Genomic DNA, 19,855 nt, shown 5'->3' with positions numbered 1-19,855 from the left:
GCGCACGCGCTGCGATATGCGCGCCTCGCATGCGATTTCAGCAGGCTATGCACCGTTGCATGCAATTGCGCGAAGTCCTCGGGAATGTGACCCGTAGTTGTACGGACCTCTCCGTTAGGGGTTTGCTCACTTGATTCGCGTCAAACGTGTATCGGAATTTTGCAAGGGCGGGGGCAGCGATGGCGCTCAATCCGACGGAGCCGAAGTGGTCGTTGCGGTTACCCGCCGATTGCAGCATCGCGGCCATTCGCAGCGTCAATGACCTCATTCGCGAGGCGTTCGGCCGCGAGCAACGGCTCGAGATCGATTGTTCGCGCGTCGACAAGGCCGACGTGACCTCGATCCAGCTTCTGCTGTCGACCGCCAGGACGGGCGAGGCCCAGGGCCGCCCGGTGGTGCTCACCGCATTCTCCCAATCTCTGCGCAACACCCTTCGCCGCGCCGGCTTCGCCAGCGAGGCGATGATCGAACAGCACTTCCCGCAAAAGAAAGATGGCACCTGATGGCCACGATTCTGACCGTCGACGATTCCCCCAGCATTCGGCAAATGATCAAGGTCGTGCTCGAGCCGGCCGGTCATAACGTGATCGAGGCCGGTGACGGTGCGCAAGGGCTCGCCAAGGCCCAGGCCGGCAAGCTCGACCTCGTGATCACCGACCTCAATATGCCGGTCATGAACGGGCTGGAGCTGATCCGGGCGCTGCGCAAGCTGCCGAGCGCGGTCGGCATGCCGATCGTGTTCCTGACCACCGAATCCAACGACACGGTGAAGCAGGAGGCCAAGAGCGCCGGCGCCACGGGCTGGATCACCAAGCCCTTCAAGCCGGAGCAGTTGCTCGCCGTCGTCGGCAAGCTGGTGCGCGCATGAGTGCAATGGACCCGACCGAGGTCTTTCGTCAGGAAGCCAGTGAGCTCTTCGAAGTTCTTGAAGGAGCCCTGCTCGATCTCGGCCTGCGTCCCGATGACCGCGAACTCGTCGATTCCGCCTTCCGCGCCCTGCATACGATCAAGGGCTCGGGCGCCATGTTCGGCTTCGACAAGGTCGCCTCCTTCACCCACGAATTCGAGACCGCGTTCGATCGCGTCCGCAAGGGCGAGATCAAGCCGACGCAGGAACTGATCTCGGTCGCGCTCGCCGCCAAGGACTATATCCGCGCCCTGATCGAGGATCCCCAGTCGACCGATGAGGTCATCGGCGAAGGCATCCTCGACGACCTCAAGCGCTTTGTCTCGTCCGACCAGCCTGTTGCGCCGGTCGCCGGGATCGCGGAGGCGGCGGCGCCGGTCGAGAGCAAGCAGGCCGGCTGGCACCTGTATCTGGAATTCGAATCGCACATCCTGCGCAACGGCTCGAACCCGCTCGACCTCCTGGAAGATCTCTGCAAGCTCGGCCCCTGCTTCGTCGTGCCTGTTACCGACGGCATCCCGTTCCTCGACGAAATGGAGCCGGAAGACTGCTATCTGAAGTGGGACGTCAAGCTGCACGCGGCCTGCGACAAGGACGCGATCGACGACGTCTTCATGTTCGTCCAGGACGAGATGAAGCTGACCCTCTCGCCCTTGGAGCATGTCGAAGCGCCCGCGCCGATGCCGCTATTCCAGCTCATCGACGAGGAGCCGGCACCTGAGGCCGAGATGCCTGCGCCGGTGGTCGAGACTGCTGCCGCGCCGATCGCCGCGCAGCCCGCCGCAAAGGCGGAGCCCAAATCTGAACCGAAGCCGGAGCCGAAGGCCGAGGCCAAGCGCGACGATCGCGGCATCGCCACCGTCCGCGTCCAGGCCGAACGCCTCGACGAACTGATGGACCGGGTCGGCGAGCTCGTCATCGCCCAGGCGCGGCTGACCCAGCTCGCATCGTCAGGCTCCGACCTCTCGATCAAGATGATCGCCGAGGAGATCGAGCGCCTCGCGTCTTCCTTGCGCGACACCACGATGGGCGCGCGCATGGTGCCGATCGGCTCGCTGTTCGGCCGCTTCCGCCGCCTGATCCACGATCTGTCGCGCGATCTGTCGAAGCCGGTCGAATTCGTCACCACGGGCGAGGACACCGAACTCGACAAGACCATGATCGAGTGCCTGGCCGATCCGCTGGTGCACCTGATCCGCAACGCCATCGACCACGGCATCGAAGACACCGCAACGCGCGCCGCCAACGGCAAGACCGAGCAGGGCCGGATCGAGCTCGCCGCCGTTCATTCCGGCGCGCAGGTGCTCGTCACCGTGAAGGACAATGGCGGCGGCCTCAACACCGCGCGCATCCGTGCCAAGGCGGAAGAGCAGGGCCTGATTGCAGCCGGCGCCGTGCTGACCGATCACGAGCTCCACCAGTTCCTGTTCCACCCGGGCTTCTCGACCGCACAGACCATCTCGGCGCTGTCCGGACGCGGCGTCGGCATGGACGTGGTCAAGCGCACTATCGAGAACATGCGCGGCACCATCGACCTGTCGACCAAGCCGGGCCAGGGCACCACCGTGACGCTGCGCCTGCCCTTGACGCTCGCGATCATCGAAGGCCTCCTGATCCGCGTCGGCGAAGGCCGCTACATCATTCCGCTGTCGGCGGTGGAGGAATGCGTCGAGCTGACGGCCGAGGACGAGCGTTCGCGCGGCCGCAATTTCCTCAACGTCCGCGGCAACCTCGTTCCGTTCCTGCGCCTGCGCGAGATCATGTCGTCGTCGGGAGCGCCCGACCGGCACCAGAAGACGATCATCATCTCGACCGGTGAAAGCCGCGTCGGTCTCGTCGCCGACCAGATCATCGGCAACCACCAGACCGTGATCAAGTCGCTCTCCAAGCTGCATTCGGATGTCACGATCTTCTCGGGCGCGACCATCCTGGGTGACGGCACGGCGGCGCTGATCCTCGACGTCGCGCAGCTCGTCGCGCTGGCGCAGTCGAAGGTCGAGAAGCAGCACATCAGCGAGGCGGCGTGATGAACGAGACTTTGGCCGGCGAGCATCAGGCCGACGCGATGCAGGTCGTGATGATCGGCCTCGGCGAGGAGAAGTTCGCGCTCGACGCGGGCCTCGTGCGCGAGATCATCGATCCCGTGCCGGTGACCAAGGTCGCCGGCGCACGGGCTTTCGTTCCCAGCGTGATCAACGTACGCGGCAACGTCATTCCGCTCGCGGACCTGCGCATCCGCTTCGGCATGCCGCAGCTCGACAACTCGGCCGACACGCGCATCGTCGTCATCGAGCTGGAGCTCGACGGCGAGCCCGTCCTCGTCGGCGTCACCGCCGACAAGGTCTATGAGGTCACGGAGATCTCGCAGACCGACGTGCAGCAGACGCCGCGCGTCGGCATGCACTGGAAGCCGGAGTTCATTCGCTTCATCGCCAAATGGCGTGAAGAGTTCGTCATCGTTCCCAACATGGAACGCATTCTGAATTGAAATGAGTCCCAGGGGTGGGACTTGAGGTTTAGGGGCTGGAAATGAGATTTACGGTCAAAGCGAAGCTGGCCAGCGCATTCGGCCTGGTCATTGTCCTGTCCATGGTCGCCGGCGGTGTCGCGTACATGAAGCTCGGCGACATGATGGCCACTGCTGACAGCATGGTCCTGCGCGCGACCCGGATGGAGAAGGCGACGCAAATCGAAAAGGATATCCTGCTTCAGCTGCGGGCGGAGAAGAATTCAATTCTCGGAGCGGAAGCCCAGGCCGAACAGTTTGCCGCCGATGCCGCCAAGATTCGTGACCAGGCGCTGAAGACCAAGGACGAGGTCTACGCGTTGGCGAGCGAAGCCGGCAGGAAGCTGCTCGACAGCTTCGCTGTGACATACGCCAAGATGAATGTGTATCAGGAAGAGACGTTCAGACTGGCCAAGACCGACAAGGCAAAGGCGACCGAACGCTCCATGGGCGACGGTCGCAAGGTCGTCGCGGACGCGATGGAAGCCATGAGCGCCTATGTCGGCAACACGAAAAAGCAGATGGCGGAGCAGGCGGTCCAATCCAAGGAGGAAGGCCACCAGGCGCAGTTCGTGCTGATGACGCTGCTCGGCATTTCGCTGGCGATTGCGATCGGGGCTGCGCTCTGGATTTCCATCTCGATCAGCCGTTCGCTGGGCCGCGCCGTTGGCCTTGCCGGCGCGGTTGCGGAGGGCGATCTCAGCCAGACCATCCCGTCCGCCAGCAACGATGAGATTGGCGACCTCGTCAGGTCCCTGAACGTGATGGTCGAGAAGCTCCGGCAGATCGTCGCGGAGGCGTTGACCGCCGCGCAGAACGTCTCGGCCGGCAGCCAGGAGCTCTCCGCCAGCGCCGAGCAGCTCTCGCAGGGCGCGACCGAGCAGGCCTCGTCCGCCGAGGAAGCTTCCTCCTCGATGGAGGAGATGGCCTCGAACGTGAAGCAGAACGCCGACAACGCCAACCAGACCGAGAAGATTGCCGCGCAGTCCGCCAAGGATGCGGAATCCAGCGGCGCGGCCGTCGGTCGTGCGGTTAACGCGATGCAGACGATCGCCGAGAAGATCACCATCGTGCAGGAAATCGCACGGCAGACCGATCTGCTGGCGCTCAACGCCGCGGTCGAGGCCGCGCGGGCCGGCGAACACGGCAAGGGCTTTGCGGTGGTCGCTTCCGAGGTCCGCAAGCTCGCCGAGCGCAGTCAGGCGGCCGCGGCCGAAAATCGGCACGCTGTCCACGGAGACGGTGAAGGTCGCCCGGGAGGCCGGCGACATGCTGTCCAAGCTCGTGCCCGACATCAAGAAGACGGCTGAGCTGGTCCAGGAGATCACCGCCGCTTGCCGTGAACAGGACGTCGGTTCGGCCCAGATCAACCAGGCGATCCAGCAGCTCGACAAGGTCGGCCAGCAGAACGCCAGCGCCTCCGAGCAGGTCTCCTCGACCTCGGAGGAGCTCGCTTCGCAGGCCGAGCAGCTCCAGTCCACAATCTCGTTCTTCCGCATCGACCATGCCGGCCGCGGCGAGAGCGCGGCGCCGGCGCCGATCGATCGTGCCGTTACCCAGCTCCGCGCCAAGGCGGCGCACATGGCTGCGGCGGATCGCGGCGTGAAGAAGCCCGCGCCTGTCCGCAAACCCGCACGTGCGATGAAGGTCGCCGGAAGTGGCGGCTTCGCGTTCGACATGCACGACGGCGAAGACGACCGCGACGCCGAATTCCAACGCTGATCAGGCGGTCCGGCCTCGTGCCGGATCGTGCTCATTCGCAAACCCCGGGACCCCTGGACTGCAGCATGGCCGCAACCTCGCAATATCTGACGCTCGGACTTGCCGGCGAGACGTTCGGCATCAGCATCCGCAACGTCCGCGAAATTCTCGACATGCGTCCGATCTCGCGGCTGCCGCATGCGCCGAACTTCCTGCTCGGCATGATCGACGTGCGCGGCAGCGGCTATCCGATCGTGGACCTCAGGACCAAGCTCGGCCTGCCGAGCGTGGCGACGACCGAGGCGACCCGCATCATCATCCTCGACGTGCCGATGAAGGACCGTCTGGTCGGTGTCGGCTTCGTCGCTGATTGCGTGTTCGAGGTCACCGACATCGACGAGCAGGCGATCGAGCCCATCCCCGAGGTCGGTGGCAAATGGCAATCCGACTACGCCGCCGGCATCGGCCGCAAGGGCGAGAAATTCGTCGTGATCTTCGATCTCGCCAAGCTGATGGCGCATGACGAGATCCCGGAAGGGCGCGACGCGCCCCGCGCCGCCTGAGTTTGCAAGAGTAAGCATGGTCAAGCGTATGCCCCCCAATTCGAACCAACGAGATTGACATGAGATTTACCGTCAAAGCCAAGCTTGCCAGCGCCTTCGGCGTCGTCATCCTGCTCTCCATGATCGCCGGCGCGGTCGGCTATGTGAAGCTGTCGGACATGGTCGGCACCACCGAGACTCTGGTTAGCCGCGCGGGCCGCATGGAAAAGGCCGCGGAACTCAAGGAAGGCATCCTGTTTCTGGTGCGCGCCGAAAAGAACTCGATCCTCGCGGCGACCGATGCTGAATACGATCAGTTCGTAGCCGACCTCGCCAAGAATCGCGAAGCGCTCATCAAGTCCAAGGACGAGATCCACGCCGCCGCCAGCGAAGGCGGCAAGAAACTGATGGAGAACTTCTCCACGGCGTTTGCCAAGCTGAGCGCCTATCAGGATGAGACGGTCAGGCTCGCGAAGTCCGACAAGCCGAAGGCCCTGGACCGGTCCATGCATGACGGCCGCAAGGTCGTCGCGGACGCGCTGGAAGCAGCCGACGGCTACATCAAGAACGTCAAGAAGAACATGGCGGAGCAGGCCGAGCAGTCCAAGCAGGACGGCGCCCGCGCCGAAATGCTGCTGATGAGCCTGGTCATTGCCTCGCTCCTGATCGCCGCTGTTGCCGCCACCTGGATCGCCCTCAACATCAGCCGCGCGCTGGCACAGGCCGTCGGCCTCGCCGACGCGGTGGCGATCGGCGATCTCAGCCGTAAGTTCGAGTCGTCCAGCAATGACGAGATCGGCGATCTCATCAAATCGCTGAATGCGATGACCGTGAACCTGAACGCCACTGCGGCCGTCGCCAACGAGATTGCGCAGGGCAATCTCATGGTTGAGGCCAAGCCGCAGTCGGACAAGGACACGCTGGGCCTTGCCCTCGAGCGCATGGTGGAAAAGCTCCGCCAGATCGTGTCGGAAGCTCTGACGGCGGCGCAGAACGTCTCTGCCGGCAGCCAGGAGCTTTCCGCGAGTGCCGAGCAGCTTTCGCAGGGCGCGACCGAGCAGGCCTCGTCAGCCGAGGAAGCCTCGTCCTCGATGGAGGAGATGGCCTCGAACGTGAAGCAGAACGCCGACAACGCCAACCAGACCGAGAAGATCGCCGCGCAGTCGGCCAAGGACGCGGAGGCCAGCGGCGCAGCCGTCGGACGCGCCGTCAACGCGATGCAGACCATCGCCGAGAAGATTACCATCGTGCAGGAGATCGCGCGCCAGACCGACCTGCTCGCGCTGAACGCGGCGGTCGAAGCCGCGCGCGCCGGCGAGCACGGCAAGGGCTTTGCAGTCGTCGCTTCCGAAGTGCGCAAGCTTGCCGAGCGCAGCCAGGCTGCGGCGGCCGAGATCGGCACGCTCTCGACTGAAACAGTCAAGGTCGCGCAGGAAGCCGGCAATATGCTTGCCAAGCTCGTCCCTGATATCAAGAAGACCGCCGAGCTGGTCGAGGAGATCACCGCGGCCTGCCGCGAGCAGGACGTCGGTTCGGCCCAGATCAACCAGGCGATCCAGCAGCTCGACAAGGTCGGCCAGCAGAACGCCAGCGCTTCCGAGCAGGTGTCCTCGACCTCGGAGGAGCTCGCCTCGCAGGCCGAGCAACTCCAGTCCACTATCGCTTATTTCCACATCGAGCAGGGTGGAAAGGGCCGCGCGGCCGCACCGATCGACCGGGCGGTCAATCAGTTGCGCGCCAAGGCGGCCACCATGGCGGCCGTCGAGCGCCCGGCCAGGAAGCCGCCGGCCAAGCCCGCGCGTGCCATGAAGGTTGCGGGCGGCGGTGGCTTCGCCTTCGACATGAACGACGGCGAGGACGATCGGGACGCCGATTTCCAGCGCTAAGGCTCTCTGAGGGATCGGCCCCCACCGGGGGCCGATCTGTCTTCAGTGATTGCGTAAACGTGTAGGATTCAAGATGGCCGGTACGGCCCGACATTCAGTGCAGGCGGCCATCTCGGACCGGGGCCGGCGACCATGATGCCCGCCGTGCAGGACATGGCCGTGCATCTGTCGGACCGCCACTTCCGGACCATTGCCGAATTGATCGAAGGCCAGGTCGGCATCAAGCTGCCGCAAGGCAAGCGGCTGATGCTGGAGGGGCGGCTGCACAAGCGCGTGCGCGCGCTGAACTTCTCTGACCTCAACGAATATGTCGACAACCTGTTCGGGGCGGAGCATTTCGACACCGAGCTCACCCATTTGATCGATGTGGTGACGACCAACAAGACCGACTTCTTCCGCGAGCCCCAGCACTTCACTTTCATGCGGGACGTCGCAATCCCGGCCCTGCTCAAATTGCATGGACGGAAGAACGCGAACCTGAAGATCTGGAGCTCGGCGAGCTCCACCGGCATGGAAGCCTACACGACCGCGATGGTGCTGGACGACATGACGCGGAACGGCTCGCGGTTTCAGTACCGCATCCTCGGGACCGACATCTCGACCGCGGTGCTGCGCCTTGCCAAGACCGCGATCTACACCCGCGACGTTCTCGCGCCGGTGCCGGAGCCCTTCGTGAAGCGATACTTCCTGTCGTCGCGGGACAAGTCGCGCGGCGAGGTGCGGGTGGTGCCGGAATTGCGGCGCATGACGCATTTCATGCGGATGAACCTCATGGATGCGTCCTATCCCGTCGACCGCGACGTCGACATCATCTTTTGCCGCAACGTCCTGATCTATTTCGAGCGCGAGACGCAGCGCAAGGTGATCGAGCAATTGTGCAGCCATTTGCGGCCCGGCGGCTATCTGCTGGTCGGACATTCGGAATCGATGATTCACAGTGCGGTGCCGGGTTTGAAGCAAGTTCAGCCAACGATTTTCAAGGTCTAGCCGGAGCGCAACCAGAATGCCGAGGGAGAAAGTTCGCGTGCTGATCGTGGACGATTCGGCGTCGGTGCGCCAAATCCTTCAGACGATCCTCAATGACGATCCGGACATCGAGGTGATGGGGACCGCGTCCGACCCGTTCGCAGCCGCGCGCCGCCTCCAGAACGAGATCCCCGACGTCATGATCCTCGACATCGAGATGCCGCGCATGGACGGCATGACGTTCCTGCGCAAGATCATGGCGCAACGTCCGATCCCGGTGATCATCTGCTCCTCGCTGACCGAAGAAGGCTCGAACGTGATGTTCGAGGCGTTCGAGGCGGGCGCGGTCGACATCGTGCCGAAGCCGAAGATCGACACGCGGCAGGCGCTGCTCGAATGCTCCACGCGGCTGCGCGAGGCCGTCAAGTCGGCGGCGCGCGCCCGCGTGCGCCCGCGTGCGGAGCGCCGGGTGGTCGAGAAGAAGCTGACGGCCGACGCCATCATCCCGCCGCCGGTGCAGGGCAAGGTCCGGCCGACGACGGAGCGCATCGTGTGCATCGGCGCATCGACGGGCGGCACCGAAGCGCTCAACGACGTCCTCGAGATGCTGCCGCCGCACTGCCCTCCGCTTCTCATCGTTCAGCACATGCCGGCGGGGTTCACCGCGGCGTTTGCAAGACGTCTCGACAGCGTCTGCCAGATCCGGGTCAAGGAGGCCGAGGACGGCGAGCCGGTGCTGCCGGGCAGCGCCTATATTGCTCCGGGCGCCCGTCACATGCTGCTTCAGCGTATCGGGCTGCGCTACCAGATTGCGATCAAGGACGGTCCGCCGGTGTCGCGGCATCGCCCCTCAGTCGACGTGCTGTTCCGCTCGGCGGCCCAGCACGCCGGCGCCAACGCGCTCGGCGTCATCATGACCGGCATGGGCGACGACGGCGCGCGCGGAATGCTGGAGATGCGCAAGCTCGGCGCCTCGACGCGAGCACAGGATGAAGACAGCTGCGTGGTGTTCGGCATGCCCAAGGAAGCCATCGCCCATGGCGGGGTCGAGAAGGTCGTGCCGCTGCACCATATTCCGCGCGAGATCATGCTCTGGTACCAGGCCGGACACGTCGCGGTGGCAGGTTGATTGCAATGTCCGCCATTCCGGCCACCACGCTCACTGAAGCGACCGCGGCGATCGAGGATGTCTCGTCGCGCATCGAGGATGTCTTTGCACGCGTCGGTCGGGAGCTCGGTCGCGGCCACATCATCTTCAAGGAGCTGAACCAGGGTCTCGCGACGCTCTCCGAGGAGCTCTCCGGCGCCGAGATCGAGGGCGCTGCGACCGCGCTGCAGGAGATCGCCGCACGGCTCAGCGAGCTGGCGCAGACGCTGCCGGCCGAGAGCGCCCTGCTTGCGACGATCGGCACGAGCACGGAGGAGGCGTCCTCGCTGCTCAAGCCGCTGTTCAAGCACATCGGGATGATCACCATCATCGCGCGCAGCGCGCGGATCGAGGCGGCTTCGCTCGATGGCGACCGTGAAGGCTTTCTCGCCTTTACGCAGGAAGCCTACGATCTCGGCAAGGCCGTGCAGCGCTCGATCGAGGGCTGCGCACGGGACCAGCAACGTCTGTCGGAAGCCGTTGCCACCGCCTCCGGCCGGCAGAAGGAGTTCGAGAGCCGTTACGGGAACCAGCTGGTCTCGGAGAGCGCCGAGCTCGGCGAGGCCTATGGCGGATTGCGCGACCAGCGCAGCAAGAGCAGCCATGTCGCCGATCTCGCCAGCGCCAGCACCAGGAAGATCGCCGAGGCGGTCGGCAGCGCGATCATTTCCTTGCAGGCCGGCGACAGTACGCGCCAGCGTCTCGAGCATGTCTGTCACGGTCTCGGTCTTGCGTCAGGACCTTCACCAAGCCTCGTTCCCGAACCCGTCACGAGCGATGACGGCGCGCGCGCCATCTGCCTGTTGCAGGCCGCCCAGCTGAGGGACGCCCAGCGCGAGTTCGGTGGCGACATCGGCCAGATCGTTCGCGCGCTGGCGGCTATCTTGAATGATGCGGCCAGCGTCGTCGGCCACGGCCGCACCCTGTTCGGCGGTGAGGATGGCGGCTCGTCGTCGTTCCTGACGCGCATCAAGCAGATATTGGCGCATGCCTCGACCCTGATCGCCACCTGCGAGGGCGCCGGCCGTGCGGTCGATGACGCGCTGGCCATTGTCGAGGATACGCTGGCGAAATTTCGCCAGGCGATCGCCGGGCTCGCCGATGCGACCGTCGACATCACCCTGATCGGGATGAATGCCGGTCTCAAGGCAAGCCATCTCGGCAGCCGCGGCAGCGCCTTCGTCGTGATCGCCAACGAGCTCAAGGCGACTGCGGACCAGGTTTCGGCGGGGGCGGGGCGCCTCCGGCCCGTGCTCGACGGCATCGAGCGCTCGGCCAAGGCACTGAAGGAGCTTCGCGTGCAGGGCGATCCCACGCAGCTTGCCAACCTCGAGCCGCAGATCCTCCAGGCGCTGCGCGAGGTCGAGGCCGGCAACGAACGGCTCGACAAGCTGATGAGCCGGCTCGTCGACGAGGGAGCGGAATTCGAGAGCCTGATGAATTCGGCGCAAGGCCTGATGAGCAAGCTCGGCGAAAGCTCCGCGACTTTGCCTGCGGTGGCCGCGCGCCTCGAGACTGCGAGTGCGGTCGCCCGGCGGCCGCAACCGGGTGCGCAGGACGAGGCCATGCTCGACGATCTCTTCGCGCGCTACACGATGGAGCGCGAGCGGGACGTCCACCGGGAGTTCCTGCAAACGCTCGGGCTTGCGTCGGTCGCCGCCACGCGGCGCGTCGAGGCGGTCGAGACCGCCGACGACGGCATAGAATTGTTTTGACGTCGGTGCCGTCGCGTCGCGCGCCGGCGGCAATTCGATGGATCGGGTTTTCGGGGCGTTAACCCTGCCGAAAGCGCTGGCGGTTTGGTCATTGTCGCGCCCCAGAGTTGGTTGCAAATACCCGTCAATTTTCACGCCGAGAAATTCGTATGTTGAGAGACGGCAAATACGCTGCCTGGTTCAGGACGCCGCGCGGCCAGGGCACCGGCGTCGTGGATCTGATCGAGGGCCGGATCTCGGGTAGCGACAGCTTCTTCACCTATGGTGGCTCTTATCGTGTCAATGAGAAGCACTTCTCGGCCGTCTTGACCGTGAACCGGCACACCGATGGTCCGCCGAGCGTGTTCGGGCCGGACGAGGTCGAGGTCGATCTTGCGGGTGTGTGCAATGGCCTGGTCGCGACCTGCTCGGGCACGGCCAAGGAAGCACCCGACGTCAAATTCGAGGCGACGCTGATCTACAGCCAGGAAGATGCGCCTGCCGCCGACGCTCGATGCGCGGTCGTGAAGCTCAATGCCGACAAATTGCCCAAGAATCTCGACAGCCGCTCCCGGCCGCGCCATCCATTTGCGTCGCCCAAGGATACAGCAAAGGATACAGCAAAGGATCCCGCGTCTTAGCTTTGCATTGACGCTGTTGTCGCGAAAACCCTTCGTCACCGCATTGCGGCAACCGTGCCTTTAGAGGTGAAATCTAGTACCCACTTTTCTTGGAACGTGAGTCGTGATTCAAGGTCGGGATGATACCCGAAGCAAGAGAAGTCCACCTTTCGAGGAAAGATCGCAAGGTGCTTGAGGCGTGCTGTCGCTCACCGGTGACGTTGCAGCGCGATTTGAAGCGGGCGCGGATAGTTCTGTTGGCGGCGGATGGGCGCAGCACCCGGTCGATCGCCAAGGAAGTTGGGGTCCAGCCGCGGATTGTCAGCCTTTGGCGGCATCGCTATGCCGACCATGGCCTTGAAGGGCTGCAAGACAAGCCGCGGCCTGGCAAGCAGCCGATCTATACGAAGACGACCGACAAGCGGATTCTGAAGCTGCTGGATAAGCCGCCACCGCAAGGGTTTGCGCGCTGGACCGGCCCCCTGCTGGCCGAGGCGCTGGGCGATGTCGATGTCCAATATGTCTGGCGGTTCCTGCGCAGCCACAAGATTGACCTGGTGGCTCGCAAGTCCTGGTGCGAGAGCAACGACCCGAACTTTACGGCCAAAGCCGCCGATGTTGTCGGCCTCTATGTCGCGCCGCCGGCGAAGGCCATTGTGCTGTGCGTGGACGAGAAGCCCTCGATCCAGGCTTTGGAGCGAGCGCAGGGTTATCTGAAGTTGCCCAATGGCCGCGCCTTGACCGGCCAAAGCCACGATTACAAGCGGCATGGCACCACAACATTGTTTGCGGCGCTCGAAGTCGCCACCGGAAAGATCATCGCGACCCATTCAAAACGCCGGCGCCGCGTCGAGTTTCTCGATTTCATGAACAGCGTCACCGCGGCTTTTCCGAACCGCAAGCTTCACGTCATCCTCGACAACCTCAACACCCATAAAAAGAACGAGGACTGGCTCAAGGCCCACCCCAACGTGCAATTTCATTTCACGCCGACAAGTGCGTCATGGCTCAATCAGGTCGAAGTATGGTTTTCCATCTTGCAGGGGCAGTCGCTCAGCGGCACCTCCTTCACGAGCCTCAAGCAGCTTCAGGAACACATCGATGCCTACGTCAACGCATACAACGACAGAGCCGAGCCCTTCGTCTGGACCAAGAAAAAGGTCCGTCAACGCCGTTTCAAAGGCCGCCGTATCACTCAGCTCTGATTCCGGGTACTAGGTTGAGGTCCATAACAAAAGACGGACAGGGACATGCCTCAAATCTGGATGACATATGACGAACTCGCGACGCTCAACGGCTGTAGTGCTGCCGAAGCCCGGCTTCAGGCGCAGCATCTGTCGCTCGATCGCCGCAAGAGTCGCGACGGTAACACCCGCGTCAAGCTGAACCTCGCCTTGATGGCCCGGTTCTTCGAGACCATTCGCGAAGCCGAATTCGGTCTCGATGATGCGATCGCGGCGTTGCGTGAAACCCATCGGCAGATGTCGGGAGTTCTCGCGACCCAGCAGGAAAGCCTCAGGCGCGGAGTGGCGTAGGTCCGCCGCGCCCTCGGCCGCGCTAAGTCGGCGGCCTTGGCAGGAAAGCCAGGATGGTTTGGGCCAGAAGGACGCCGACGGTGCCGCCGGCGGCCTTTTGCAGCACATCGATGAGCCGCGGATCACGATCCGGCGTCACCGCCTGCAAAACCTCGAGACCGACTGCAACGGCCACTACGAACGCGCAAGCCAGTTTGACGCGCCCCGGCAGCAGGAACGACAGCAGGAAGCCCAACAGGCCGTAGGCGCTGAAGCGCTCGATGACGACGACCGAGTAGGCCTCCGCATGGCCCATGAGCGCCGGCCTGCCCGCGAGCTTGGCCAGCGTGGCATAGATGATGAGCGCGAGGCAGATTCCGGCGGCTGCGATGAGATGGTTGCGGCGCATGGCGCCAACATAACCGGTCGGCCCGCTGGCTGATGACGCCCCCAGCCAATTCAGCATGAAATCGCGACTGCATCGCCACGCTTCAACTCGCCGGCTCCCCGGTCTTGTGACCCACAATCTCACGGCCACGAACAGGATGTTGATGCCAAACCAGATCGACATCACGGTCAGGAAAGAGCTTGCCATGGCGCCGCCTCCCGCATTCCTTTCGGGAACAATGCGGGGCGCGGTCGAGAGTTCCGGCTTTGCGGAGGGGCAGCCGATCGTCCCTGCCCAAATTCTCGTCATTGACGAGCCGGGCCAGCCGGGTCAGGCACGAAGCCGCGCGCCTGACCGCATGACGAAGTCGTCGGCAGGAGGGCGACGTTCAGCGCCGATTGTAGGACCAGCCCTTGTCGACATCGGTCGGGTAGTGGGCTGCGAAGTACGGATTCTTGAGGCAGTTTCGCGCAGGATCATAGATCCAGTCCGCGCACTCGCGGTAATTCAGAAATCTGCAATCGAAGCCAAAGGCACACCATGGCGCGCCATTCGGAAATCCGAACCGCACGGGGACTTGCGCCGACGCCATCGAGGGCAGAGCCAGGAGCAAAGCTACAGCCAGTGCGCGGGACAACATGATCCATTCCTCCAACAAACGATCGGGCGGACATCGAAGCCCGTCGATGATCAATCTTCATCGCCGGGCAGCTTAACATCCAGGCGCGGAGAGATCGAGTGCGCTGAAGGCGTTCGGGCTGCGTCGATTGGCGGCTTTCCGCTCACCGGTCGATCGGGCAGGCGCGCACGTCCGTGAACTGTCGCGCACGGCCGGCGTGACGGACGCTAGTTCTTCTTGCTGCCCTTGGATTTCAGCGACAGGCCGAGACGCAAGGCCATGCGCTTGATCGCATCGGGCGAGCGACCGAGAAGCTTTGCCGCCTCTTCCAGCGAAGTCGAAGACTTGGCCAACTCCATCAGCCGGCGGTCTTCCTTGAACGACCAGGGCCTGCGCGCCATAACCGAATTCATCCTCTCGTCGACACAACGACAAAGCCGCCAAGCGGACCCATGTTCGCTCGACGGCTTTGCTTGGGTGGGGCCGGGCTTGGGGCAGCCCGGTGTGAAGATGGATATGCGATCCCTCGGCATTCGCAACAAACAACGCGGATTAAGCTAACCGCTCAACCTTACCGCGATGAAATCGGCGCGCGGCGCTCCGTAGTACCACGGTGTTTTTGTGAACCGCGGTTGATCCGCGCGCTCCGACAGCCGCGATCGAGGATGTTCTGTCATCATGTCCGGCTGTCGCAGAGCCAGCGGACGGCCTTCGCCAAGCCCGCTTTCGAAGCCTCGCGGGGACGCCGGCCGGGCTCGCGTCCGGCCTTGCCGGAATCCACGGCGTCGCGGAGATCGTGGCCGGACCGATCCGCCACGAAGCCGGCCTCGTCGCGTACCCGTTGTGCGGAGCCGGGTCGCCGCATCCTCGACTGACGGGCGCCATACCCGGAGACATCATCTTGCAGCGATCACTTGATCTTGCCGCGATCACCTGCGCGCGATTGCAGAATCGTCGTCGCGGCGGCTGCGTCGCGCGGAATCAATTTGAATTGAATCACCGCGCGGTGTCGATCGCAACCGCTCCGAACGAGAAGCGATCCAATCGCGACGACGCGCAAGGTGCAAGCAAATCCCGACAAGCAGCATTGCGCTTCGCTCAGACGACTCGTCACGAGATCGTCGAATTCGTTCGGCTATGTTCGCGCGAACGGCGAAGAACAAATCAAACAATCAGAAGACCGAGATGCTTCAGAGAGCGCGAGCGGCACTTCCCCTCACGAAGATCAGAGAGTGGGCATTCGAAGGCGCATTTTTCAGCGTTGCGCTGATTGCGATGGCGGGCTGGGTGTACTTCATCACGCTGTTGCTGGTGCGGTTGTTCCTCTGGTTCTTCGGCTGAGCGCGCGGCGGACCACTTCGCAAGCACGGTGCTGCCCAAAAAATCTCGGGCGTGGCAAGAAAATCAGCGGCGCTCATCATGATCTCGACACAACTCGAAGATGACACTGGCGCATCGTGTTGGCGATGGCGCGGACGTGTATTCCGATGATTTGCAACCGGCGTGGGACGGTTGCAGGCAGCGGCGTGGATGCAGGGGAGTGGATCATGACGGGAACGCGGGTAGATGCCATCACCAGTTCGACGAACACGGCGCCGCGGCGCTATTTCGTCGATGCGGGTGGCCGGCGTGTCCTGATTGGGCTGACGCCCGAGGAGACGTTCGAGTTCGAGCGGCTCGACAGTGGCCAGGCGCCGGGCCGGGTGCAGGTCGCGTCCGGCGGCCGTGACGTGTGGCCGGATGCCGGTGAGCGGCGCCGGCTCGAGCTCTACGAGAAGCACGAGGGCGCCTGGAGGGCCTGGATGGCGCAAAGCCGCACCGAACGGCGCGAAGGCTTCAATCTTTATTAACTATCCCGGACCCATTTTCTGGTCTGGCGCCTCGAACCGGAAAGTGCACGCATGTTTCAGCTCTTCTTGCGGGCCCGCACCCATAACTTCCTGAAGGACCGTTTCGGGGGAGAGCAGACGTTCCGTGCGCGCTCGCCCGAGCGCGACGCCGAAACCGATCGCACGCGGATCGAAGCCATCATGATCGCGATCGAGGACGCGCTCCATGCGGCGGAGCGGGAGCAATCGGGCCTCAATCGCCGGGTGGAAGACGTGCTGGCGCGTGCGGCCGTGACCTTCGGCAACGGCGATGACGAATATCTCGAGCGCGAGGCGCTCGACAATCACCATCAGGATCTGTTCGACAAGGAGATCCTGAACGGCCAGCGCCGGCTCAAGGAGCTCGGTGCCTCGATCGCGCATTTCAAGTTCCTGAAGGCGGCGATGCTGAGCCGCTTTCCGGAATATCGGCCTCCGGCAAGCTCCACCAATTAGAGTGTGGCGCGCGAGCGCGGGCGGCTAGATCGCGAGCATGCTGTTGCCCTGGATGGACAGCAGCGTCAGATTTCCGGTGGCGTACGCCCCGGTATCGATGTTGGCGCGGTTCTCCAGCAGCTCGGCCTGCCGCACCGGCGTGTGGCCGTGCACGACATACTTGCCGAAACGCCTCTTGCTCTGGAGGAATTCGTCCCTGATCCACAACAGGTCGGATTCGCGCTGTTCGGAGAGCGGAATGCCCGGGCGCACTCCGGCATGGACGAAGAAGAAGTCGCCGCATGTGAATGTCGGCCGCAGCTGGCGCAGGAACGCGATGTGCTCCGGCGGCATCGCGGATGTGAGTTCGCGCACGAGATCGGACTGTTCGTCCTTGCTGAGGCCCGGCGCGGCCGACACGCCATACGACATCAGGGTCTGGAGTCCGCCGAACTGAAACCATTCGGTGGCGCGCGAGGGGTCCTCCAGCACCGAGGTGAAATAGGCCTCGTGATTGCCCTTGAGGAAGACCGTGTTGCGGCGGCGGCTGCGCCTGATCAGGAGGTCGAGGGTGTGGCGCGAGTCCGGTCCGCGATCGATGTAGTCGCCGAGGAAGACCTCGATCGCGCGATAGGGCCGGCTGTTCGCCATGTCCGCATCGATGACGGCAAACATCTGTTCGAGCAGGTGCGCGCAGCCGTGGATGTCGCTGAGCGCATAGATGCGCACGCCGTTCGGTAGCTTCGGCCGGGGCGAATTTCGGGGCGCTGTCGTGGGCATGGGGCCCAACTCTTTCAGAGAGCTTCGCCCGGGATGTCAATATGCTATCGACGGAATCGGGGTGCCAAGAGCCGATTTTTTCCCGCCTTCTGATGCTGAAGGCTCATCAGAGCTCTGCGAACCGCCGATCGTCGCTGCTTCCAGGCCGACTAGCCGAAGCTCCGGCTGTCGAACGATGGCGCGGCCTTGCCGCGATAGGCTGACGCTCGCACGCGGACCAGAGCCGCGCCGCAGAAATAGCCAAACTGGAGCACCGCCGCAAAGACGAGAATCGTAACAACGGCGTGACCCGAATCATGTCCCTGCCAGACCGCGCCCGCACCGAGGATCGCTGCACCGAGAGTGATGGCAGGCGGCAGGATGAAGACTCGGAATCGGCCTCCCAGCAACGATCCGATCAGCAGGCTGAAGACGACGACGGTACTCACGACACAACTCCTCGAATTGGTCACGAGTGTTAATGGCCGCGGGCTAATAACGACTTAAGCGGCATGGTTGAACAGTCGTTCAAATGCGCGCGACACGCTGCGCGAAAATGACGCGATTTGACAGAAATCGCGGCGCATTGCCCGCATAATTGTCACGTGTGTGACAGCAGTTTGAGCATTCTCTCGATGCGATACTGCGTTGCAGAAAAATCGATTTGATTTTTTCGGTGCACTGCCGCAATGTCGCTTTGTTTAGTTAAGATATACTTCGGCGCACGTCGAAAAACTTCGATCGATTTGCTCGCAATCGTGATTGCGGGTGCGTGACGAGGCAGCGAGGTTCGGATGGCTGTAGCAACTTACGGTTCGGAAAACTATTATTCGGCTATATCGAACCGACGCGGTGCCCTCCAGAGACCCCTCCAGGTGGCTTTGATCGCCGGCGACTTCCTCGCCGTGCTGCTCAGCTATTTCGTCGCGAGCGGTTTGTATCGCGTGCTTGTCGTCGAGCAGGATTCGTCCGTCGGAGCCGGTCTCGTCGTCGGCGCGGTATTCGTGACCATCGCCTATTTCCAGGGCGTCTACGATCATCACCGCCTGTTGAGCACGGTCTGGCAGCTGCGCAAGGCCCTGGCGGTCTGGCTGATCTCGTTGACCATCCTCGCGGTCGAGGCGTTCCTGCTCAAGTCGTCCGCGGATCTGTCGCGCGGAACTACGCTGCTGTTCGCTGCGACCGGCGGCGTTGCCTTGGGCGGGCTCCGCGTGTTGTGGCGCCTGGCCCTGACCTCGAGCTATGCCAAGGGCCGTCTGGTCGATCGCAAGGTCGTGCTGCTCAGCCTCAAGCCGCTCGATTTCACCTCGACCCGCTTCAAGGATCTGCGCAAGCACGGCTTCAACGTCGTGCGGCATTTCGTGCTCGAGCCGTCCGAAGAGGGCGCAGGCTGGGACAGCGAGATTCGCGACATCATTCGTCAGGGCCGGACGGCGGACGTGGAAGAATATCTCCTGGTCATCGACTGGGACGAGATGCCGCTTCTCCAGAAGCTGAGCCAGCATCTGCGCGTCGTTCCCCAGCCGATTCGTCTCCTGCCGGATTTTCCGATCGCGGATCTGGTGTCGCGTCCGTTCCAGCCGGTCAGCGGCACGGTCGCGATCGAGATCCAGCGTGCGCCGCTCAGCGTGTTCGAGCAAGCGCAGAAGCGCTGCCTCGATATCGGCCTTGCCTCGTTCGCCCTGCTGTTGCTGGCGCCGCTGCTGGTGACGGCCGCGATCATGATCAAGCTCGATTCCAGGGGCAACGTGATCTTCAAGCAGTCCCGGCGCGGCTTCAACGGCAAGCAGTTCGAGATCTGGAAGTTCCGTTCCATGACGGTGGCGGAGAACGGTCATGTCGTCACGCAGGCGACGAAGAGCGACGCGCGTGTCACCCGTGTCGGCCGCGTGCTGCGTCGGACCAGCATCGACGAGCTGCCGCAGCTCTGGAACGTTCTTCGCGGCGAGATGTCGCTGGTCGGGCCGCGCCCGCACGCGCTTGCGCATGACAATTACTACGACCAGCTCATCAGCAATTACGTGTACCGGCATCACATGAAGCCGGGCCTGACCGGATGGGCCCAAGTCAACGGCTTCCGTGGCGAGACGCCGACCATCGATCTGATGGAAAAGCGGGTCGAGTATGACGTCTGGTACGTCAGCAACTGGAGCATCTGGCTCGACATCAGGATCATCCTGAAGACCGCGCTGGCGCTGATTCATCAGGAAGCCTACTGAGCCGGACTGAATCTGGCGCGCATTCGTCGCGCTGGATGCCGATCACGTCCGTGCGAGGCGGAGACGGCCTGCATCTTGCAGCAC

Annotated in this window: 20 protein-coding genes and 1 pseudogene; 17 read left to right on the top strand and 4 right to left on the bottom strand. The window is 63.6% G+C overall.

The annotated features are described in order from the left end of the window. Nucleotides 1-179: 179 nt before the first annotated feature. From ACFLEY_RS36005 to ACFLEY_RS35945, 13 genes and pseudogenes are all read left to right on the top strand, one after another. Nucleotides 180-503: a lipid asymmetry maintenance protein MlaB gene (locus ACFLEY_RS36005; protein ID WP_396604354.1), complete on the top strand. Its 324-nt coding sequence runs from the start codon at nucleotides 180-182 to the stop codon at nucleotides 501-503. Next, on the top strand, nucleotides 503-868 hold the full coding sequence (locus ACFLEY_RS36000; protein WP_008142319.1) for a response regulator: 366 nt from the start codon (nucleotides 503-505) through the stop codon (nucleotides 866-868). Before ACFLEY_RS36005 ends, ACFLEY_RS36000 begins: the two co-directional genes overlap by 1 nt. After that, nucleotides 865-2,934 carry a chemotaxis protein CheA gene (locus tag ACFLEY_RS35995; protein WP_060910770.1) on the top strand — a complete coding sequence of 690 codons (2,070 nt, stop codon included), beginning with the start codon at nucleotides 865-867 and terminating at the stop codon, nucleotides 2,932-2,934. The genes ACFLEY_RS36000 and ACFLEY_RS35995 overlap by 4 nt, the downstream gene beginning before the upstream one ends. Then, the gene (locus ACFLEY_RS35990; RefSeq protein ID WP_162185819.1) at nucleotides 2,934-3,395 is read left to right on the top strand and encodes a chemotaxis protein CheW; all 462 of its coding nucleotides are present in this window, start codon (nucleotides 2,934-2,936) and stop codon (nucleotides 3,393-3,395) included. The genes ACFLEY_RS35995 and ACFLEY_RS35990 overlap by 1 nt, the downstream gene beginning before the upstream one ends. Before the next feature lie 41 nt (nucleotides 3,396-3,436). Then, nucleotides 3,437-5,135, top strand: a pseudogene (locus ACFLEY_RS35985) (methyl-accepting chemotaxis protein). A gap of 65 nt (nucleotides 5,136-5,200) precedes the next feature. Then, a complete protein-coding gene (locus ACFLEY_RS35980; protein WP_028174296.1) occupies nucleotides 5,201-5,677 on the top strand; it encodes a chemotaxis protein CheW in 477 nt (158 codons plus the stop codon). 59 nt (nucleotides 5,678-5,736) lie between these two features. Beyond that, nucleotides 5,737-7,542 carry a methyl-accepting chemotaxis protein gene (locus tag ACFLEY_RS35975; RefSeq protein ID WP_060910771.1) on the top strand — a complete coding sequence of 602 codons (1,806 nt, stop codon included), beginning with the start codon at nucleotides 5,737-5,739 and terminating at the stop codon, nucleotides 7,540-7,542. Nucleotides 7,543-7,674: 132 nt separating this feature from the next. Next, complete coding sequence (locus ACFLEY_RS35970; RefSeq protein ID WP_011085135.1) at nucleotides 7,675-8,529, top strand: protein-glutamate O-methyltransferase CheR; 855 nt, start codon at nucleotides 7,675-7,677, stop codon at nucleotides 8,527-8,529. Nucleotides 8,530-8,545: 16 nt separating this feature from the next. After that, nucleotides 8,546-9,637 carry a chemotaxis response regulator protein-glutamate methylesterase gene (locus tag ACFLEY_RS35965; RefSeq protein WP_011085136.1) on the top strand — a complete coding sequence of 364 codons (1,092 nt, stop codon included), beginning with the start codon at nucleotides 8,546-8,548 and terminating at the stop codon, nucleotides 9,635-9,637. Nucleotides 9,638-9,642: 5 nt separating this feature from the next. Next, nucleotides 9,643-11,370, top strand: a complete 1,728-nt coding sequence (locus ACFLEY_RS35960; protein WP_060910773.1) for a chemotaxis protein — start codon at nucleotides 9,643-9,645, stop codon at nucleotides 11,368-11,370. A gap of 149 nt (nucleotides 11,371-11,519) precedes the next feature. Further along, nucleotides 11,520-11,990, top strand: coding sequence for a hypothetical protein (locus tag ACFLEY_RS35955; protein WP_028174299.1), 471 nt, complete (start codon nucleotides 11,520-11,522; stop codon nucleotides 11,988-11,990). Nucleotides 11,991-12,109: 119 nt separating this feature from the next. Next, on the top strand, nucleotides 12,110-13,174 hold the full coding sequence (locus ACFLEY_RS35950; RefSeq protein ID WP_026192128.1) for an IS630-like element ISRj1 family transposase: 1,065 nt from the start codon (nucleotides 12,110-12,112) through the stop codon (nucleotides 13,172-13,174). Nucleotides 13,175-13,219: 45 nt separating this feature from the next. After that, nucleotides 13,220-13,504, top strand: coding sequence for a hypothetical protein (locus ACFLEY_RS35945; RefSeq protein ID WP_028174300.1), 285 nt, complete (start codon nucleotides 13,220-13,222; stop codon nucleotides 13,502-13,504). Nucleotides 13,505-13,526: 22 nt separating this feature from the next. Here the strand turns inward: ACFLEY_RS35945 and ACFLEY_RS35940 are convergent, their stop codons facing one another. Next, the gene (locus tag ACFLEY_RS35940; RefSeq protein ID WP_060912942.1) at nucleotides 13,527-13,892 is read right to left on the bottom strand and encodes a VanZ family protein; all 366 of its coding nucleotides are present in this window, start codon (nucleotides 13,890-13,892) and stop codon (nucleotides 13,527-13,529) included. Nucleotides 13,893-14,717: 825 nt separating this feature from the next. Beyond that, nucleotides 14,718-14,903 (bottom strand): hypothetical protein, encoded by a 186-nt coding sequence (locus tag ACFLEY_RS35935; protein ID WP_129557530.1) that lies wholly within the window; start codon nucleotides 14,901-14,903, stop codon nucleotides 14,718-14,720. A 772-nt stretch (nucleotides 14,904-15,675) separates the two neighbouring features. Here ACFLEY_RS35935 and ACFLEY_RS35930 point away from each other — a divergent pair. From ACFLEY_RS35930 to ACFLEY_RS35920, 3 genes are all read left to right on the top strand, one after another. Then, nucleotides 15,676-15,831, top strand: a complete 156-nt coding sequence (locus ACFLEY_RS35930) for a hypothetical protein (protein ID WP_165448141.1) — start codon at nucleotides 15,676-15,678, stop codon at nucleotides 15,829-15,831. Nucleotides 15,832-16,037: 206 nt separating this feature from the next. Continuing rightward, complete coding sequence (locus ACFLEY_RS35925) at nucleotides 16,038-16,340, top strand: hypothetical protein (protein WP_028174304.1); 303 nt, start codon at nucleotides 16,038-16,040, stop codon at nucleotides 16,338-16,340. A 51-nt stretch (nucleotides 16,341-16,391) separates the two neighbouring features. Continuing rightward, the gene (locus tag ACFLEY_RS35920; RefSeq protein ID WP_028174305.1) at nucleotides 16,392-16,814 is read left to right on the top strand and encodes a hypothetical protein; all 423 of its coding nucleotides are present in this window, start codon (nucleotides 16,392-16,394) and stop codon (nucleotides 16,812-16,814) included. A gap of 24 nt (nucleotides 16,815-16,838) precedes the next feature. On the opposite strand, the gene ACFLEY_RS35915 is transcribed toward ACFLEY_RS35920, so the two are convergent. Both ACFLEY_RS35915 and ACFLEY_RS35910 read right to left on the bottom strand, forming a co-directional pair. Continuing rightward, the gene (locus ACFLEY_RS35915; RefSeq protein WP_011085143.1) at nucleotides 16,839-17,573 is read right to left on the bottom strand and encodes a metallophosphoesterase family protein; all 735 of its coding nucleotides are present in this window, start codon (nucleotides 17,571-17,573) and stop codon (nucleotides 16,839-16,841) included. A 149-nt stretch (nucleotides 17,574-17,722) separates the two neighbouring features. Then, nucleotides 17,723-18,001 (bottom strand): hypothetical protein, encoded by a 279-nt coding sequence (locus tag ACFLEY_RS35910; protein WP_309142165.1) that lies wholly within the window; start codon nucleotides 17,999-18,001, stop codon nucleotides 17,723-17,725. Between the two features lie 345 nt (nucleotides 18,002-18,346). Here ACFLEY_RS35910 and ACFLEY_RS35905 point away from each other — a divergent pair, with 345 nt between their 5' ends. Beyond that, nucleotides 18,347-19,771, top strand: a complete 1,425-nt coding sequence (locus ACFLEY_RS35905) for an undecaprenyl-phosphate glucose phosphotransferase (protein WP_011085145.1) — start codon at nucleotides 18,347-18,349, stop codon at nucleotides 19,769-19,771. The last annotated feature ends 84 nt before the right edge of the window (nucleotides 19,772-19,855 follow it).

The organism is Bradyrhizobium sp. YCK136 (genome assembly GCF_044570075.1).
GTDB classification, from domain to species: Bacteria; Pseudomonadota; Alphaproteobacteria; order Rhizobiales; family Xanthobacteraceae; genus Bradyrhizobium; species Bradyrhizobium diazoefficiens.
Note: the sequence above shows the minus strand (reverse complement) of the source record. Positions and strands in the feature narration are given on the sequence as shown.

Coding starts and splice junctions, on each gene's coding strand:
- ACFLEY_RS36005 (WP_396604354.1), top strand. CDS start 180: ATGGCGCTCAATCCGACGGAGCCGAAGTGGTCGTTGCGGTTACCCGCC.
- ACFLEY_RS36000 (WP_008142319.1), top strand. CDS start 503: ATGGCCACGATTCTGACCGTCGACGATTCCCCCAGCATTCGGCAAATG.
- ACFLEY_RS35995 (WP_060910770.1), top strand. CDS start 865: ATGAGTGCAATGGACCCGACCGAGGTCTTTCGTCAGGAAGCCAGTGAG.
- ACFLEY_RS35990 (WP_162185819.1), top strand. CDS start 2,934: ATGAACGAGACTTTGGCCGGCGAGCATCAGGCCGACGCGATGCAGGTC.
- ACFLEY_RS35980 (WP_028174296.1), top strand. CDS start 5,201: ATGGCCGCAACCTCGCAATATCTGACGCTCGGACTTGCCGGCGAGACG.
- ACFLEY_RS35975 (WP_060910771.1), top strand. CDS start 5,737: ATGAGATTTACCGTCAAAGCCAAGCTTGCCAGCGCCTTCGGCGTCGTC.
- ACFLEY_RS35970 (WP_011085135.1), top strand. CDS start 7,675: ATGATGCCCGCCGTGCAGGACATGGCCGTGCATCTGTCGGACCGCCAC.
- ACFLEY_RS35965 (WP_011085136.1), top strand. CDS start 8,546: ATGCCGAGGGAGAAAGTTCGCGTGCTGATCGTGGACGATTCGGCGTCG.
- ACFLEY_RS35960 (WP_060910773.1), top strand. CDS start 9,643: ATGTCCGCCATTCCGGCCACCACGCTCACTGAAGCGACCGCGGCGATC.
- ACFLEY_RS35955 (WP_028174299.1), top strand. CDS start 11,520: ATGTTGAGAGACGGCAAATACGCTGCCTGGTTCAGGACGCCGCGCGGC.
- ACFLEY_RS35950 (WP_026192128.1), top strand. CDS start 12,110: ATGATACCCGAAGCAAGAGAAGTCCACCTTTCGAGGAAAGATCGCAAG.
- ACFLEY_RS35945 (WP_028174300.1), top strand. CDS start 13,220: ATGCCTCAAATCTGGATGACATATGACGAACTCGCGACGCTCAACGGC.
- ACFLEY_RS35940 (WP_060912942.1), bottom strand. CDS start 13,892: ATGCGCCGCAACCATCTCATCGCAGCCGCCGGAATCTGCCTCGCGCTC.
- ACFLEY_RS35935 (WP_129557530.1), bottom strand. CDS start 14,903: ATGAATTCGGTTATGGCGCGCAGGCCCTGGTCGTTCAAGGAAGACCGC.
- ACFLEY_RS35930 (WP_165448141.1), top strand. CDS start 15,676: ATGCTTCAGAGAGCGCGAGCGGCACTTCCCCTCACGAAGATCAGAGAG.
- ACFLEY_RS35925 (WP_028174304.1), top strand. CDS start 16,038: ATGACGGGAACGCGGGTAGATGCCATCACCAGTTCGACGAACACGGCG.
- ACFLEY_RS35920 (WP_028174305.1), top strand. CDS start 16,392: ATGTTTCAGCTCTTCTTGCGGGCCCGCACCCATAACTTCCTGAAGGAC.
- ACFLEY_RS35915 (WP_011085143.1), bottom strand. CDS start 17,573: ATGCCCACGACAGCGCCCCGAAATTCGCCCCGGCCGAAGCTACCGAAC.
- ACFLEY_RS35905 (WP_011085145.1), top strand. CDS start 18,347: ATGGCTGTAGCAACTTACGGTTCGGAAAACTATTATTCGGCTATATCG.